This is a genomic window from Methanolobus sp. WCC4, assembly GCF_038022665.1.
Lineage (GTDB): Archaea > Halobacteriota > Methanosarcinia > Methanosarcinales > Methanosarcinaceae > Methanolobus.
Genome location: NZ_CP150629.1, coordinates 1,438,029 through 1,453,111, shown reverse-complemented (window position 1 = coordinate 1,453,111; position 15,083 = coordinate 1,438,029). Strand labels below are relative to the sequence as shown.

At 45.9% G+C, this 15,083-nt stretch carries 17 protein-coding genes; 16 read left to right on the top strand and 1 reads right to left on the bottom strand.

All coding sequences use genetic code 11. The features are described from left to right. Nucleotides 1-16 precede the first annotated feature (16 nt). Nucleotides 17-769, top strand: coding sequence for an alanyl-tRNA editing protein AlaXM (alaXM, locus tag V7O63_RS07055; RefSeq protein ID WP_340817684.1), 753 nt, complete (start codon nt 17-19; stop codon nt 767-769). 18 nt (nt 770-787) lie between these two features. Here alaXM and V7O63_RS07050 read toward each other — a convergent pair whose 3' ends face one another. Then, nucleotides 788-3,181, bottom strand: coding sequence for an ATP-binding protein (locus V7O63_RS07050; protein ID WP_340817683.1), 2,394 nt, complete (start codon nt 3,179-3,181; stop codon nt 788-790). 402 nt (nt 3,182-3,583) lie between these two features. On the opposite strand from V7O63_RS07050, the gene serA reads away from it, so the two are divergent. The 15 genes from serA to V7O63_RS06975 all read left to right on the top strand — a co-directional run bounded on the left by serA (nt 3,584) and on the right by V7O63_RS06975 (nt 15,003). Next, entirely contained in the window at nt 3,584-5,158 is a 1,575-nt protein-coding gene (gene serA, locus V7O63_RS07045; protein WP_340817682.1) for a phosphoglycerate dehydrogenase, read from the top strand. 92 nt (nt 5,159-5,250) lie between these two features. Beyond that, complete coding sequence (locus tag V7O63_RS07040) at nt 5,251-5,691, top strand: hypothetical protein (protein ID WP_340817680.1); 441 nt, start codon at nt 5,251-5,253, stop codon at nt 5,689-5,691. Next, entirely contained in the window at nt 5,691-6,167 is a 477-nt protein-coding gene (locus V7O63_RS07035) for a DUF2240 family protein (protein WP_340817679.1), read from the top strand. The genes V7O63_RS07040 and V7O63_RS07035 overlap by 1 nt, the downstream gene beginning before the upstream one ends. Nucleotides 6,168-6,304: 137 nt before the next feature. Next, nucleotides 6,305-6,685 carry a 50S ribosomal protein L18e gene (locus tag V7O63_RS07030; protein ID WP_340817678.1) on the top strand — a complete coding sequence of 127 codons (381 nt, stop codon included), beginning with the start codon at nt 6,305-6,307 and terminating at the stop codon, nt 6,683-6,685. Nucleotides 6,686-6,694: 9 nt separating this feature from the next. Beyond that, entirely contained in the window at nt 6,695-7,114 is a 420-nt protein-coding gene (locus V7O63_RS07025) for a 50S ribosomal protein L13 (protein ID WP_340817677.1), read from the top strand. Nucleotides 7,115-7,131: 17 nt separating this feature from the next. Further along, nucleotides 7,132-7,536, top strand: coding sequence for a 30S ribosomal protein S9 (locus V7O63_RS07020; protein WP_340817676.1), 405 nt, complete (start codon nt 7,132-7,134; stop codon nt 7,534-7,536). A gap of 10 nt (nt 7,537-7,546) precedes the next feature. Continuing rightward, on the top strand, nt 7,547-7,735 hold the full coding sequence (locus V7O63_RS07015) for a DNA-directed RNA polymerase subunit N (protein WP_340817675.1): 189 nt from the start codon (nt 7,547-7,549) through the stop codon (nt 7,733-7,735). Nucleotides 7,736-8,040: 305 nt separating this feature from the next. After that, nucleotides 8,041-8,217 (top strand): DNA-directed RNA polymerase subunit K, encoded by a 177-nt coding sequence (locus V7O63_RS07010; RefSeq protein WP_340817674.1) that lies wholly within the window; start codon nt 8,041-8,043, stop codon nt 8,215-8,217. A gap of 13 nt (nt 8,218-8,230) precedes the next feature. Continuing rightward, a complete protein-coding gene (rpsB, locus tag V7O63_RS07005) occupies nt 8,231-8,887 on the top strand; it encodes a 30S ribosomal protein S2 (RefSeq protein ID WP_340817673.1) in 657 nt (218 codons plus the stop codon). Nucleotides 8,888-8,955: 68 nt separating this feature from the next. Further along, the gene (locus tag V7O63_RS07000; protein WP_340817672.1) at nt 8,956-9,753 is read left to right on the top strand and encodes an MEMO1 family protein; all 798 of its coding nucleotides are present in this window, start codon (nt 8,956-8,958) and stop codon (nt 9,751-9,753) included. 36 nt (nt 9,754-9,789) lie between these two features. Further along, complete coding sequence (locus tag V7O63_RS06995; RefSeq protein ID WP_340817670.1) at nt 9,790-10,710, top strand: mevalonate kinase; 921 nt, start codon at nt 9,790-9,792, stop codon at nt 10,708-10,710. Continuing rightward, a complete protein-coding gene (locus V7O63_RS06990) occupies nt 10,700-11,485 on the top strand; it encodes an isopentenyl phosphate kinase (protein WP_340817669.1) in 786 nt (261 codons plus the stop codon). The genes V7O63_RS06995 and V7O63_RS06990 overlap by 11 nt, the downstream gene beginning before the upstream one ends. 13 nt (nt 11,486-11,498) lie before the next feature. Continuing rightward, nucleotides 11,499-12,608 carry a type 2 isopentenyl-diphosphate Delta-isomerase gene (gene fni / locus V7O63_RS06985; RefSeq protein WP_340820817.1) on the top strand — a complete coding sequence of 370 codons (1,110 nt, stop codon included), beginning with the start codon at nt 11,499-11,501 and terminating at the stop codon, nt 12,606-12,608. 62 nt (nt 12,609-12,670) lie between these two features. Continuing rightward, nucleotides 12,671-14,017: an RNase J family beta-CASP ribonuclease gene (locus V7O63_RS06980; RefSeq protein WP_340817668.1), complete on the top strand. Its 1,347-nt coding sequence runs from the start codon at nt 12,671-12,673 to the stop codon at nt 14,015-14,017. Nucleotides 14,018-14,037: 20 nt separating this feature from the next. Then, entirely contained in the window at nt 14,038-15,003 is a 966-nt protein-coding gene (locus V7O63_RS06975; RefSeq protein WP_340817666.1) for a polyprenyl synthetase family protein, read from the top strand. Nucleotides 15,004-15,083: the final 80 nt, after the last annotated feature.

Here is a 15,083-nt window from a genome sequence, read left to right as displayed (position 1 = left end):
GACCTGTAACAGGGATATGAAAAGAATTAATTCTGATAAGGGTCTTATCGGGACCATGAAAGAACTGTATCTTACTGACTGTTATATGAAAGAGTTCGATGCAACGGTTGAAAGTGTCAGGGACGGGAAGTTCGTAGTGCTTGACAGGACAGCATTCTATCCAAATTCCGGCGGCCAGCCACATGACACCGGTATGCTCGTGAAAGAGGATGGAACAGAGTTCCCGGTGGTCTTCGTGGGAAAGTTCGATGACAACATCAGCCATGAGGTCTCAACTGAAGGACTGAAGGCAGGTGACAGAGTAAAGGGCGTCATTGACTGGGACAGAAGATACCTTTTCATGCAATATCATACAGCATGCCACATATTGAGCGCGATAATCCATGACGAGACCGGAGCAAAGATATCAGGGAACCAGCTTGGTGAAGATAAGACACGTGTTGATTTCAATCTTGAGGATTTCGACAGGGAGCTTATCAAGTCATATGAAGCAAAGGTCAATGAGGTCATAGACCGCAAGATCCCTGTGAGCATAGATATCATGCCAAGAGAGGAGGCGTTTCAGATACCATCCCTTGTTAAGCTCAAGGATGCATTCCCTCCTGAGATAAAGGACATAAGGGTCATCAGCATCCCCGGTGTTGACACACAGGCATGTGGTGGCACACATATCGCAAATACCGGAGATATACCACATATAGAGATCACAAAGGCAGAGAACAAGGGCAAGAACAACAGAAGAGTATATTTCAAATTCAGAGATAACTGAGTTGCCTATCCGGGATGATCATCTTTCCTGGTCATGTATCCCGGAATCATACAGAGGAAGCGAAACATATACATCCGTACCGACACCTTCCTCACTTTCAATTCTGATCATACCAAAATGAAGGTCCACTATATTCTTTGCAAGATACAGGCCAAGTCCGTTACCGCTGTAGATACGGGTTGCTGAACCATCCACCTGATAGAATCTCTCGAATATCTTTTCCATACATTTCTCCGGAATGCCAATACCATGATCACTTATTTTGACATGGATATAACGGTCATCCTCACGTATCGTTATCGATACATCTGAAGATTCCGGAGAGAACTTGATCGCATTGTCAAGGATATAGACAAAGAGAGATGTCAGAAACTCGCTGTTACCATATAGCAGAGGTATTTCAAAAGAATAATCCTTTGTGACACCTACATCCCTTTCCTCCATCTTCAGGGCAAGTTTGTTAACAGCATTGTCGAGGATCTCTTTCAGATGTACGGGAGAGAACACATGATGTCTCTCAAAATTCAGGGAATTGATGTTGAGAAGCGATTCTATCAATCTTTCAAGACGTTCCGAATTCGAAACGACCACCTTCATGCACTCCTTTTGCCTGTCATCAAGGTCACCCAGAAGTCCTTCATAGATGACCTCACTATATCCCTTTATGGAGATAAGAGGCGTTTTCAGTTCATGGGTGATATTGGACACAAACTCGTCTTTCATCCTGTCAAGGGATTTCAGTTCTTCATAAGCATTCCTTGTTTCATCAAGAAGACGTATGTTCTCCACAGTGATACCTATCTGCCGACCCACGTTACCCAGTATCTGCATATCAGCTTTTGATATCACGGTCTCTGTATCAGGGAACAGGAATATAATGCCTGCAAGGTCATCCCTTGAGATTATAGGTATGAAAACGAATTTCCCAACATTCTCATTTGTGAGGGGGTCTTTAAGAAATACTTCCACATGATCCTTCTTCCCCGTTATCCAGGTATCCTTTATATCAGGGATCATCCCGAGTATCGGGTCATCCATGGATATGGAACTGATATGTTCTCTGAATCCATCTGATATGCCCGTCGATGAACAAAGCATGAAGCTTTTTTCCTCCGGAGAGAAAAGATAGATCGAACCGGATCTGCAGCCCACATATGAATTTATTTCCTCAAGGATATCACCAAGGAAGTCATCCATTTCCAGAGAACTGGCAGCTATGAGAGCTGTTGATTGCAGGATGAGAAGATTACGGTTCTTCCTGTGAAGTTCCTCTTCTGCAATGGATATTTTGGTTATATCCTGTGTGGTCCCCTGAAAGAAAAGCTGGTTCCCATCATTATCCCATACTACCTCTCCCAATGTATGCAGAACACATATAGCCCCGTTCTTTTTTATGACCCTTGTCTTTATGTCTACCTTGTATCCAGGGGTTGAAAGTGCCCGGTCAACAGATTCCTTGAAATGGTCCCTGTCATCACTATGGACCATATCAAGATATGTGTTTCTGGTGACCGATACCTCACCGGGGATAAAACCCATTATACGATACATCTCATCGGACCAGATATGCTTCTTTGTCCTGAGGTCGATCTCCCAGCTCCCTATATGGGATATCTCCTGAGCCCTTGCAAGCCTTATCTGGTGATCGAGAACCGAGGCTTCGGCTTTCTTACGTTCTATGCTGTCCACAAAGATATCGCCCACGACCCTGATGAGCTTAATGTAATTAGGAGGCCATACCTTTTTCTGACTGAAAGATTCAAAACCCAAAAAACCTATCAGAATATCATCTGACAAAAGGGGGATAGAAAGGGCTGACATTATGCCTGCAGCCTTGAGAGCTTCTTTTTCTTTTTCCGCTGAAGCAGGAAGTTCCGATATATCCGATATATGGATGATCTCAGGCGACAACATCTGTTCCATCCACCATGGGAAATCACGTCCCGGAAAGTTACCGATGCTGCCAATATCAACATGTTCACCATGCCATTGGTACATACTATCCTTCAGTTCACCATCAGGGGACAGGAGGACCAGATAACCACGGTCCGCATCAGCAAACTCTGCGATCTTCTTCAGGGAAAGATGAATACCTTCATCGATATTCTCCGACCTTTTTCCTATAAAATGAGACGATATATCGGCAACGATATTCTCAAACCTTAATTGGGAGAGTAATTCACCTTCAGCACATTGACATTTTTGAGACATTTTTGAAACGGTCACGCCGAACAGTGCAAAACCGATGAGTATGAAGACCTTTACGTACAGGTCATGGAAGAATTCCTTTTGTGAAGAGGAAAGGGAAAGAACAGGAGCATTGAAAACAAGATGTATCAGATATGCATCTAAGACCCAGAATGCGAGACCAAATGATATTGATATCAACAATATTCTAACGTCTTTTCTCATATAGGACCCTTCGATCAAAAACTCATTCATGGCATCCATTGTTGTTCGAATTGACCAATGACCGGAATCTTCCGGTATTTAAAGATAATACAGAGGATTTTATATATACGTTTCTATTTTTTCCTGAAAGAAAAAACATGAGAGTGATGTAAATAATATCATATTCCACTAAGCAAAAGACAGGGACTTAAGTTTTTAAAGAGACAAGTATATGTAAAATGGTGCATTCTCAAAGTAGGTTAAAATAGCTTGAATGCGACTATGACGCACAGAGCTATGTAGAAAAAGATATAATTGCATTGGTCCTTTAAACCTATAGATCGAATGCGCAATTACCAATGGAACTTGTAATTGCATTTGTAATTACACTTATAATTGCACTTATCTGCGGAGATATATAATATGAAAGTACTAGTTAGTGATCCATTATCAGAACAGGGATTAACAATACTTCAGCAGCATTTCACAGTTGACGTCCTCACAGGACTTTCCGAAGAGGAACTCGTTGAGAAGATACCTGACTATGAAGCACTTGTAATAAGAAGCGGAACACAGGTCACCAGGAATGTCATAGAGGCAGCAGACAAATTGATGATAGTAGGCAGAGCAGGCGTCGGTGTCGATAATGTGGATGTGGAGGCAGCAACAGAAAAGGGCATTATAGTTGTCAATGCCCCTGAAGGAAATATGCTCTCTGCAGCAGAACACACCATTGCCATGATGATGGCACTGGCAAGGAACGTACCCCAGGCAAACGAATCTCTCAAGTCATCAAAGAAATGGGAACGTAAGAAGTTCATGGGTGTAGAGGTCAACGGCAAGACGCTCGGTGTCATCGGACTTGGACGTATCGGTGCTGAGGTCACAAAGAGGGCACAGGGCCTTAACATGGACATCCTTGCATACGACCCGTTCGTCTCTGACGAGAGGGCAAAGGAAATGGGAGTGAAGATGATGTCAGTTCATGATATTGTAAAGGCTGCTGATTTCATCACAGTTCACACACCACTCACCAAGGATACAAGGAACATCATCGATGCTGAAGAGTTCGCCATGATGAAAAGCAACGCAAGGATCATCAACTGTGCACGCGGAGGCATCATCAATGAGGAGGCACTTACAGAAGCACTCAACAGCAAGAAAATAGCAGGTGCTGCCATCGATGTATTCGTCAATGAACCACCTCTTGACAGCCCGCTCCTTGATTGTGAGACACTTATCGCTACACCTCACCTCGGTGCATCCACACAGGAAGCACAGGTCAATGTAGCCGTATCCGTTGCAGAGGAAGTTGTTTCCGTGCTCAATGGCGGAACTGCAAAGAATGCAATTAACATACCTTCTGTCAAGCCAGAGGTAATGACCATGCTGGCACCATACATCCAGCTTGCAGAGACAATGAGCAGCGCATGTGCACAGCTTCTTGGTAAGAACTACGAGAAGATAGAGATAGCCTATAACGGAGAGATCTCCGAGAAGGACACAAGACCCGTAACTGTAGCAGCAGTCAAAGGAATGCTTCAGGTAGCACTTGGTTCCGCGGTCAATTACGTCAATGCAGGTTCACTTGCAAAGTCAAGGAAGGTAGATGTCGTAGAGAGCAAGTCCGAGACAACTGAAGAGTTCAGTTCCACAATCAAGGTAGAGATCACAATGGGCGACGAGAAGACATCCATCACAGGTACCGTCGTCGGTGGCAAAGGAAAGATAATCAATATCAATGGGGAGCATGTCGATCTTATCCCTACAGGATACCTCATAGTTGCAAACCACATCAACAAGCCTAATGTGATAGGACCCTGCTGTATCATCCTCGGAAAGAACAACATCAATATCTCCGGTATGCAGGTAGGAAGAGCTGAAATAGGCGGATCCACCATAATGGCACTTAACGTAGACTCAGAAGTTCCTGAGCCGATCCTTCAGGAGATGAGAGCTGTTGAGGGAATGATCGATGCCAAGCTCATCAAACTTTAAATAGGGTGAACAGGCAATTATTATACAAACATGGGTGGTAGCAGACTAAAATGATGCGAAAACGAATATATCATCGATTTCCTCACAGGACGGTGGAGTTTGAACAGAAGTATCGCTACCATTCTGATCTGCCTTTTTTTGTGAAGGTCATGGCGAACATGGACGGGAAGTTCGGCATGTTCGTTACCGAATCCGTAACGCAAAGAGGACACCGAATACAGGCAAAACGAGAGATAAGCGTTGAGATCGTTACCAATGGTGTCGATTTCTCCCCTCTTAATTATGATACTGTTGACGGTGTGCTTGATACACTGGAACCTGAGGGGATAATGGATTTCAGGATCCACCTGAGATATAGTTACCTTGACGGGAAATACAATCGTGTTCCATTCAGGGGCGACATCTATCTTGTAAGGGCTATTGTCGAAAGTGAGCTTCTGGTACTCCAGATCAACCATATCGATGGTCCGAAGCGAACAGAGTGTGGCAGGGTTGCCGACACTGTGATCGATGAGCTACGCAGAGGTTCATAATGGATGAATTGATGCTTGTAGCTGCAACACCCTTCAAACGAAACAACAAAGATTCGCTTTCTATCAAGGATTTTGAATTCGTACTGTCCTTTGACCTGAAGTGGATGGCTCCTGATGTTGCATCGAAGGTAAGGGACAAAGCAATAGGTTCCCAGCTCCTTAAGTTCGAGGGAGCGGAACTTGCACCCAATTTTGATATAAGTACCATAGAGATACCGCATGGTTTCAAACCCTCTGAGTCTATTTTTAAGGAAAGGTCGGTCATCGAGGATATAATAGCCATGATAGTCGCAAGCTGCGGGACAAGTGCGAGGGAAACCACTGCACTGATAAATAAGAAGCAGGAGCAACTTGAGGATCTTGTGGATATAGAGGTTGCGGGAATTCTGACCGCAAAGGAACTGGGCTGTGATATAGACCTTATATATGACAGAGTATATAGTAAGGTCTTCAGCGAAAAGGAAATATCCACATAATCTTTATGTACTATTAATGTTATTCAGACACCAGTCTGAGTGATCAGACCATTCATGTTCTTACTTTACTGACACCTAACGGATGTTCGAACGCATAACCGTGCGTGAGTGAGACATACTCTTGCGGAGGAACATTAATGAGCAAGAATACAAACGTAAAGATCCAAAGAAAGACAAACCCTCGCACCCCTGTGCTCATCGCAGCACTCAAGGAAGAGGCACGTCAGAACGAAGCTGCTATCTGGAGAGATGTGGCAAAGAGGTTGGAAAAGCCTGGCAAGAACTACGCACAGGTAAACCTCAGTAAGATCAACAGGTATGCAAAGGACGGAGAGACAGTCCTTATTGCAGGCAAGGTCCTCGGTTCAGGACTTCTCAACAAGGCAGTAACAGTTGCTGCATACAACTTCAGCGCAACTGCAATGGAGAAGATCGCAGAGGTCGGCGGCAAGTGCCTGACTATCGAAGAGATGATGAAAGAGAACCCTAAAGGGTCTGGCATCAAGATCTTGCAGTAGGTGAACAAAATGACAATTATCGATGCAGAAGGACTCATTATGGGAAGACTTGCAAGTACCGTGGCAACAAAGCTGCTTGCAGGAGAAGAGATTGACATCATCAATGCTGAAAAGGCAGTCATTTCCGGTTCAAAGTACACAACAATGAGAGAATATGACGCGACTCTGAAAAGAGGAAAGCCGGAGTTCGGACCATATTTCCCAAAGAGACCGGACAGGATCCTTAAGAGAACCGTAAGAGGAATGCTCCCATACAAGCGTGCAAGAGGAAGAGACGCAATGTCCCGCCTTAAGGTGCATGTAGGCGTTCCTGCAGAGTTCGAAGGCAAGGAAAGTGTAAAGATCGCAGAGGCAAACATGGACCGCCTTAGTTCTAACAAATACCTCAAACTTGGCGACCTCAGTAAGAAGCTCGGTGCTAAGTTCTAATCAGGAGGAAGATCATCATGTCCACTAAAATCATAACCTCATCAGGTAAAAAGAAGACAGCTATCGCACGTGCAACAGTGAAGAAGGGAAATGGAAAGGTGCGCATCAACAAGATGCCACTGGAGATCTATGGTCCTGAATTCGCAAAGCTCAAGGTACTTGAAGCTGTTTCACTCGCTGGTGCTGCTGCAGAAGGTCTTGACATCGATGTGGTCGTCAGTGGCGGCGGTATCATCGGTCAGGCAAATGCTGCCAGAACTGCAATTGCAAGAGGCATTGTAGACTGGACCAGCGATACAGATCTCAGAGATGCATATATGGCATACGACCGTAATCTTCTGGTCAACGACTCCAGACAGAAGGAAACCAAGAAGTTTGGTGGACCAGGTGCACGTGCCAGATATCAGAAATCATACAGGTAGGCAATAGGATATGTTACCAGTTCGATGTTTCAGCTGTGGAAAAGTAGTTTCAAACTGCTGGGAAGAGTACAAACAGCGTGTAGCTGAAGGAGAAGACCCTGCAACGGTCCTTACTGACCTTGGTGTCACAAGATACTGCTGCAGAAGGATGATCCTTTCACATGTCGAGCTAGTAGATACACTTGCCCCATACCAGTAAGGAATAATTGGGCAGTCTGGACCATATTTCGGTTTCAGTACATACAAGATGTATCTTCTATGCGAAGCACACCGAGACCTGAGTTCAGACCTCAACCCATACCCCTTACAGGTATGACCACTGGAAAGGACAGACTAGCAACCACATTCGGAGGGATTCCGAATAGAATATATCTATCATGGTTATCATTGACCGCATTAATGGCTATTCATACCCATACAGGAACCTTTTTTGGAAGCAATAGGAGTAGCTATCAACAAATGGACTATTGATATTTTCGATAATGATATTGATCAGGTGATCTATTGACTACAGAACACTATACCAGGTATGAAAAGGCGAGAATTGTGGGTGCAAGAGCACTGCAGATTTCTATGGGAGCCCCGGTGCTCATCGATGATCCAAGCATGAACTCATTATTCCTTGCCAAAAGGGAATTTGAACTCGGAGTAATTCCGATCACAGTTAAAAGAGACATATAATTAAGGTGATATTATGGATTCTACAGAAGAAACTACAATTACTGAAACTAACATTGAAGAAACAACAGGAGATGTAAGCGAAGAGCCGAAAACAACATCCCTTGTACCAATAGACGAATACCTTGCAGCAGGTGTACACATCGGTACACAGCAGAAGACAGAGAACATGATGAAGTTCGTCTACCGTGTAAGGACAGACGGTCTCTATGTACTCGACATTCAGGCAACCGATGAGAGGATAAAGCTCGCAGCAAACTTCCTTTCAAAGTATGACCCACAGAGGATCCTTGTGGTCTCTGCAAGACAGTACGGTCAGTTCCCTGCAAAGATGTTCGCAAAAGCGATCGGCGCAAAGTCAATGGTTGGAAGATTCATCCCTGGAACCCTTACAAACCCTGCTATCGAGAGCTTCTACGAGCCTGATGTGGTAATTGTAACAGACCCAACCGGAGATGCACAGGTCATCAAAGAGACCGTTAACGTCGGTATCCCTGTTGTGGCACTCTGTGACACTAACAACATGACATCCAACGTGGACCTCGTTATCCCAACCAACAACAAGGGTAGAAAGGCACTGTCCCTCGTCTACTGGCTGCTTGCAAGGGAAATATCAAAGTCCAACGATTCAATGTTCACTTACGAACTTGAAGACTTTGAAGCAGGAGTCTGAAACTGACAGCTTGTTTAACATACTACATATACCAAAAACCCGTATTATAATATAGGGTGAATAGTAGTATGAGACAGACAGTAGTTGCCGGTCAGTTCTATCCACTAAATCTGAAAGGTCTTAAGAAGGAACTCAGCAGATGCTTTAAGGATGTGGCTATCTCAGAGAAGCCCATCCTTGGTGCTGTTGTACCTCACGCTGGATACATATATTCAGGAGAGGTAGCAGCACATGCATATGCCCAGCTGCCAGAGGCAGATACCTATATCATTTTCGGGCCTAACCATACAGGTTATGGCTCCCCTGTGGCACTTTCACAGGAAACATGGACCACTCCCCTCGGAGTTGTTGAGACTGATAAGGAGATCGGGAAGGCTCTTGCTGGTACCATCATAGACTTCGATGAGCTTGCACACCATTACGAACATTCCATTGAAGTGCAGGTACCTTTTTTGCAGCACAGGTTCGGCAGTGACTTCAGGATACTTCCAATATGCATGGGACTTCAGGATGAAGAGACCGCTATAGAGGTAGGCAGGGAAGTTGCAAGGGCAGCAAAGGATACCGGAAAGAAAGTAGTGTTCATCGCATCCAGCGACTTCACGCACTATGAATCTGCCGATGTTGCCAGAGATAATGACAATTATCTTATCGAACCTATAATGAAGATGGACATTCCCGAGTTCTACAGACGCAGGGAAGAAAGGAACATCTCAGCCTGCGGATTCGGTCCGATCGCAGCAATGCTTTCAGCTACAATGGAGTTTGGTGCCAGTAAAGTATCACTGTTAAAGTATGCTACCAGTGGAGATATCACCGGAGATATGTCAGGTGTTGTGGGATACGCGGCCATTGTCGTGGAGTAAGGGCAATTATAAGGACAAATGTCACGAGGGAATTGAGTGATCACATGTTCTGCACCCGGGAAGGTTTACCTCTTTGGTGAACACGCAGTAGTTTACGGAGAGAGTGCTATCTGTTGTGCTGTGGAACTGCGCACAAAGGTCCATGTTGAGAAGAGTGACGACATAATAATAGAGTCGACCCTCGGGACAACCGGGATCGATCACGCGATCCATCCGTATGTATCCTATGCCATCGAGAAGATGCAGCCGTTAGCTGATATTAAAGGCATAAGGATCGTTATCGAATCGGAACTGCCCGTTGGTTCGGGACTTGGTTCATCCGCAGCTGTGACCGTTGCCACGATCAAGGCACTTGATCTGCTTTTTGAATGTAAGCTATCCCTTGAGGATATTGCAGAGATGGCACACGAAGTTGAAAGGATGGTTCAGGGGAATGCAAGCCCTACTGACACATATGTCAGTACCATGGGCGGTGTTGTGATGATACCGCAAAGGAAAAGACTTCCGCTTATCGAATGTCCCATTGTGATAGGGAACACTAACAGATTCTCCTCTACGAAGGAACTTGTAGGGAATGTTGCAAAACTTCGAAACGAATTCCCCGACATCATCGAACCCATACTCTCCGATATAGGACAGATGTCATTACTTGCCGAGGAACTTGTCCATGAAAAGGACTATGGGACCATAGGCAGGCTGATGAACGTCAATCAGGGACTGCTGGATGCCATTGGTGTGGGTAGTGCAGAACTCTCCGACCTGGTATACGCAGCACGCAACAACGGTGCCATAAGCTCCAAGATCACAGGAGCAGGTGGCGGTGGATGCATGATAGCACTGGCAGAGGATGATACAGCCTCCTCGATCGCAAAGGCCATTGAGGATGCAGGCGGAGAAGCGATAATCACCAGGAACACGAAAGAAGGTGTACGACTGGAGACATTGAATGGACAATAAAGATATCACCATCCTGAAGATAGGCGGTAGTGTCATCACCGATAAGAGTGCAGATGACGGTGCTGCAAGAATGGATGAGATCAGACGTATTGCCGGCGAAATAGTCGGTTTTGAAGGAAAGCTTATCATTGTACACGGAGCAGGATCCTTCGGACATCCACAGGTCAAACGTTTCGGACTTACAGGAAAGTTCGACCACACAGGATCGATAGTAACACACATGTCCGTAAGGGAACTCAACACAATGGTCGTTGAAACCCTGAACGATGCAGGGGTTAACGCATTGCCGGTACACCCCATGGCCTGTGCAGTATCAGAGAACAGCCGCATAAAGAGCATGTTCCTTGAACAGATAGAGGAGATGCTTGAGAACGGCTTTGTACCTGTTTTGCATGGTGACATGGTAATGGATACCGAGCTCGGGACATCCGTCCTGTCCGGGGACCAGATCGTCCCATATCTTGCAATAGAGATGAAAGCCTCAAGGATAGGGATAGGAAGCGCTGAAGAAGGGGTCCTTGACAACCAAGGCAAGGTTATACCAAATATCAGTAATGAGAACTTCAGTGAGATTAAGGAATATCTCGGTGGTTCGGCCAATACCGATGTAACAGGCGGCATGCTGGGAAAAGTACTTGAGCTTTTAAACCTTAGTGAAAGATCAAGCAGTACTTCTTATATATTCAATGCAGGGAATGCAGGGAACGTATCCGGTTTCCTGAACGGGAATAATATAGGCACCGCGATATCAGGTGCAGGGACAAGACAAATTTAAGGTAATTCAAGGTATTATTATGAGCACTTCCAGGAGAAAGATAGAGCACCTAGAGCTATGCGCTGCAAGTCCGGTAGAATCAAGGAAAGTGGGACCAGGTTTCAATGATGTGATGCTGGTGCACAGGGCTCTGCCTGAGATGGATATGGATGACATAGACCTGTCCACGGATTTTCTGGGAAAGGAAATGAACGCCCCATTTATGATCGCATCCATTACTGGTGGACACCCTGAAACAACTGCCGTGAATGCTGCACTAGCAGAAGCAGCAGAAGAGCTCGGTGTAGGCATAGGTGTCGGCAGCCAGAGAGCAGCGATCGAGGACCCCTCACAGGAGGAGTCTTTCCGTGTTGTCAGGGACAGGGCACCCAATGCATTTGTCTATGGTAACATCGGTGCTGCACAGATCAGGGAATATGGTATCGATGGTATTGAAAAGATAATCGATATGATCGATGCAGATGCCCTCGCAGTCCATCTGAACTTCCTTCAGGAGGCCATACAGCCGGAAGGTGACAGGGATGCTTCAGGAGCACTGGAAGTTATCGAAGACATATGCTCACTGGATGTGCCGGTGATCATCAAAGAGACCGGAGCAGGCATCTCACACGAGGATGCATTCATACTGAAACAGGCAGGTGCATCTGCAATCGATGTAGGTGGTGTGGGAGGTACCAGCTGGTCCGGTGTGGAAGTGTATCGTGCAAGGGAAAGAAAGGACATGGGATCCGAATCACTTGGAGAGTTGTTCTGGGACTTCGGGATACCAACCGTCCCAAGCATAGTCGAATGCAGTGTATCATTGCCGGTCATAGCTACCGGCGGACTCAGAACCGGACTGGACATAGCAAAATCAATTGCACTCGGTGCCTCAGTTGGAAGTGCCGCACTTCCATTCGTTGAACCTGCAATGAAAGGTAAGGAAGAGGTCGTAAGCAGTATCCAGCATATGATCAACGAGCTCAAAGTGGCAATGTTCCTTTGTGGCTGCAGGAATGTTAACGACCTGCATCATGCACCTGCTGTTGTAAGTGGGTGGACAAGGGAATATCTGGAACTGCGCGGTTTCAATGTGAAAGACCTTGCCATGCGTTCAACGAATAACGACCTTCTGGCAATTTAACATTCATCATTCAAAAGGGAATATTTAAATAAAGTATTTTTAATAATAAGCGAGTAATACATATGACTGAAATAGGAATCATTGCAGTTGGCGGCTATAATGAAATGGGCCGCAATATGACTGCTATCAGGATCAATGACGATATCATCATCATTGATATGGGCCTCCGTCTGGACAGGGTCCAGATACATGAGGACGTAGAGACCGATAAGATGCATTCACTTGAACTTATCGAGATGGGGGCAATTCCCGATGATACCATCATGAAAGAGGTCAATGGAAATGTACGTGCGATCGTATGTACACACGGACATCTTGACCACATCGGTGCAATACCAAAACTTGCACACAGGTATGCTGCTCCTATCATAGGAACACCTTATACAACAACCCTCATAAAACACCAGATCGAATCCGAGAGGAAATTCGGTGTCAAGAACAACATCGTATCAATGAAGGCCGGCGAGACCATGGAGATCACAAAGGATATCTCCATCGAGTTCGTCAACACACAGCACAGTATAATCGATACGGTCTTTGTTGTCATCCACACCTCAAGCGGTTCAATTGTCTATGCATGTGACTTCAAGCTCGACAGAACCCCAACACTTGGTGAGGCACCTGATTTCGACAGGCTCAAGGAACTTGGAGAAGAAGGGGTTATTGCACTTATCACAGAGAGTACAAACGCAGGACGCAATGGGAAGGCCCCATCTGAGAGGATAGCCCACTCCATGCTCAGGGACGTACTCCTTGAGACTGAGGAATCCGATGTCGGTATGATCGTTACCACCTTCGCGTCACATGTGGCTCGTGTGAACTCCATCGTCCAGTTCGCACAGGAAATGGACAGGATACCAGTCCTTATGGGAAGGTCCATGGAAAGATACATCGCGACAGCCCACCAGATGGGATACATAGAACTTCCTGAGAATGTAGAGATATACGGGAACCGCAGGGAGATCGATAAGGCATTTGCCAGGATAATGGAAGGCGGCAAGGACAAATACCTCCCGGTAGTCACAGGACACCAGGGAGAACCCGGCGCAGTTCTCGGAAGGGTAGCTGCAGGAGAGACACCATTCAAGATCGACAAGGGTGACAGGATCATATTCTCAGCCAATATCATTCCAAATCCAATGACACAGGCTAACCGCTATGCACTTGAGACAAAGTTGAAGATGAAAGGAGCCAGGATATATGACAATGTGCATGTTTCAGGACATGCATACCGTGAGGACCACTGGGAGCTTCTCAGGATGCTCAAGCCGGAACATGTAATACCTGCACACGGAACCATCAAGATGCACAGCGAGTACATACAGATGGCAGAGGATTCAGGCTACATACTTGGAGATACGCTTCACCTTCTGAGGAATGGAGAGGAACTCTATATCGAAGAAGAGTGATCAATACGGGGAATCAGGATATGGATCTTATAGAAGAGATTAAAAAACGTTCAGTGCACGTTGATAAAGGAATAGAGGAATACCTTCCGATCGACAAACCATATGAACTTTACAAGGCAGCACGATACCTGCCTGACGCAGGAGGTAAAAGACTTCGTCCGGCAACGGTCATCCTTGCAGCAGAAGCTGTGGGATCCGACCTTGAGACCGCGCTTCCGGCTGCTGTGGCTGTGGAACTTGTCCACAATTTCACACTCGTCCATGACGATATCATGGACAGGGATGATATCCGCCGCGGAATGCCTGCAGTACATGTCAAATGGGGAGAGGCAGGAGCCATCCTTGCCGGAGATACCCTTTATTCAAAGGCTTTTGAGATACTCACCCACGCACCAGGAGAACCTGAAAGGAATCTGAGATGTATCGACATACTTTCCAAGACCTGCAGGGATATCTGTGAAGGCCAGTGGATGGATGTCGAGTTCGAGGACCGCACGGATGTCACAAAGGAAGAATACCTTGAGATGATCGAGAAGAAGACCGGTGTGCTCTATGCAGCTTCAATGCAGATCGGTGCCATCCTTGGTGGTGCATCCGAAGAGGTCTCCGATGCATTCTACGAGTGTGGAAGACTGATCGGTATCGCTTTCCAGATATATGATGATGTCATTGATATGACCACCCCGGAGGAAGTTCTCGGAAAGGTCAGAGGCAGTGACCTCATGGAAGGAAAGAAGACCCTCATCGCCATACACGCCCTGAACAAAGGTGTTGACCTCAAGATATTCGGCAAGGGAGAGGCAACAACAGAAGAGATCAACGAGGCAGTCAAACAGCTTGAAGATGCAGGCTCCATCGATTATGTAAGAGACCTTGCACTCGGCTACATAGCAAAGGGCAAAGAACTCCTCGATGTTGTTGAGGACTCCGAAGCAAAGACGATCCTTCTGGCAATAGCAGATTATATGATCACAAGATCATACTGATCTGTTACCATCTTTTTTCTTCTTTTTTTAATAATCGTAACTTCTGATCAAGAGCTACTGCACCAGATCTCTTGCAGAGC

Bases quoted from the DNA above. Each gene is read 5' to 3' on its own strand.
- V7O63_RS07020 (WP_340817676.1), top strand. From the start codon at position 7,132: ATGTCCACTAAAATCATAACCTCATCAGGTAAAAAGAAGACAGCTATC.
- V7O63_RS07025 (WP_340817677.1), top strand. From the start codon at position 6,695: ATGACAATTATCGATGCAGAAGGACTCATTATGGGAAGACTTGCAAGT.
- V7O63_RS06975 (WP_340817666.1), top strand. From the start codon at position 14,038: ATGGATCTTATAGAAGAGATTAAAAAACGTTCAGTGCACGTTGATAAA.
- V7O63_RS07015 (WP_340817675.1), top strand. From the start codon at position 7,547: ATGTTACCAGTTCGATGTTTCAGCTGTGGAAAAGTAGTTTCAAACTGC.
- alaXM (WP_340817684.1), top strand. From the start codon at position 17: ATGAAAAGAATTAATTCTGATAAGGGTCTTATCGGGACCATGAAAGAA.
- serA (WP_340817682.1), top strand. From the start codon at position 3,584: ATGAAAGTACTAGTTAGTGATCCATTATCAGAACAGGGATTAACAATA.
- rpsB (WP_340817673.1), top strand. From the start codon at position 8,231: ATGGATTCTACAGAAGAAACTACAATTACTGAAACTAACATTGAAGAA.
- V7O63_RS06980 (WP_340817668.1), top strand. From the start codon at position 12,671: ATGACTGAAATAGGAATCATTGCAGTTGGCGGCTATAATGAAATGGGC.
- V7O63_RS07050 (WP_340817683.1), bottom strand. From the start codon at position 3,181: ATGAGAAAAGACGTTAGAATATTGTTGATATCAATATCATTTGGTCTC.
- V7O63_RS07000 (WP_340817672.1), top strand. From the start codon at position 8,956: ATGAGACAGACAGTAGTTGCCGGTCAGTTCTATCCACTAAATCTGAAA.
- V7O63_RS06990 (WP_340817669.1), top strand. From the start codon at position 10,700: ATGGACAATAAAGATATCACCATCCTGAAGATAGGCGGTAGTGTCATC.
- V7O63_RS07030 (WP_340817678.1), top strand. From the start codon at position 6,305: ATGAGCAAGAATACAAACGTAAAGATCCAAAGAAAGACAAACCCTCGC.
- V7O63_RS07035 (WP_340817679.1), top strand. From the start codon at position 5,691: ATGGATGAATTGATGCTTGTAGCTGCAACACCCTTCAAACGAAACAAC.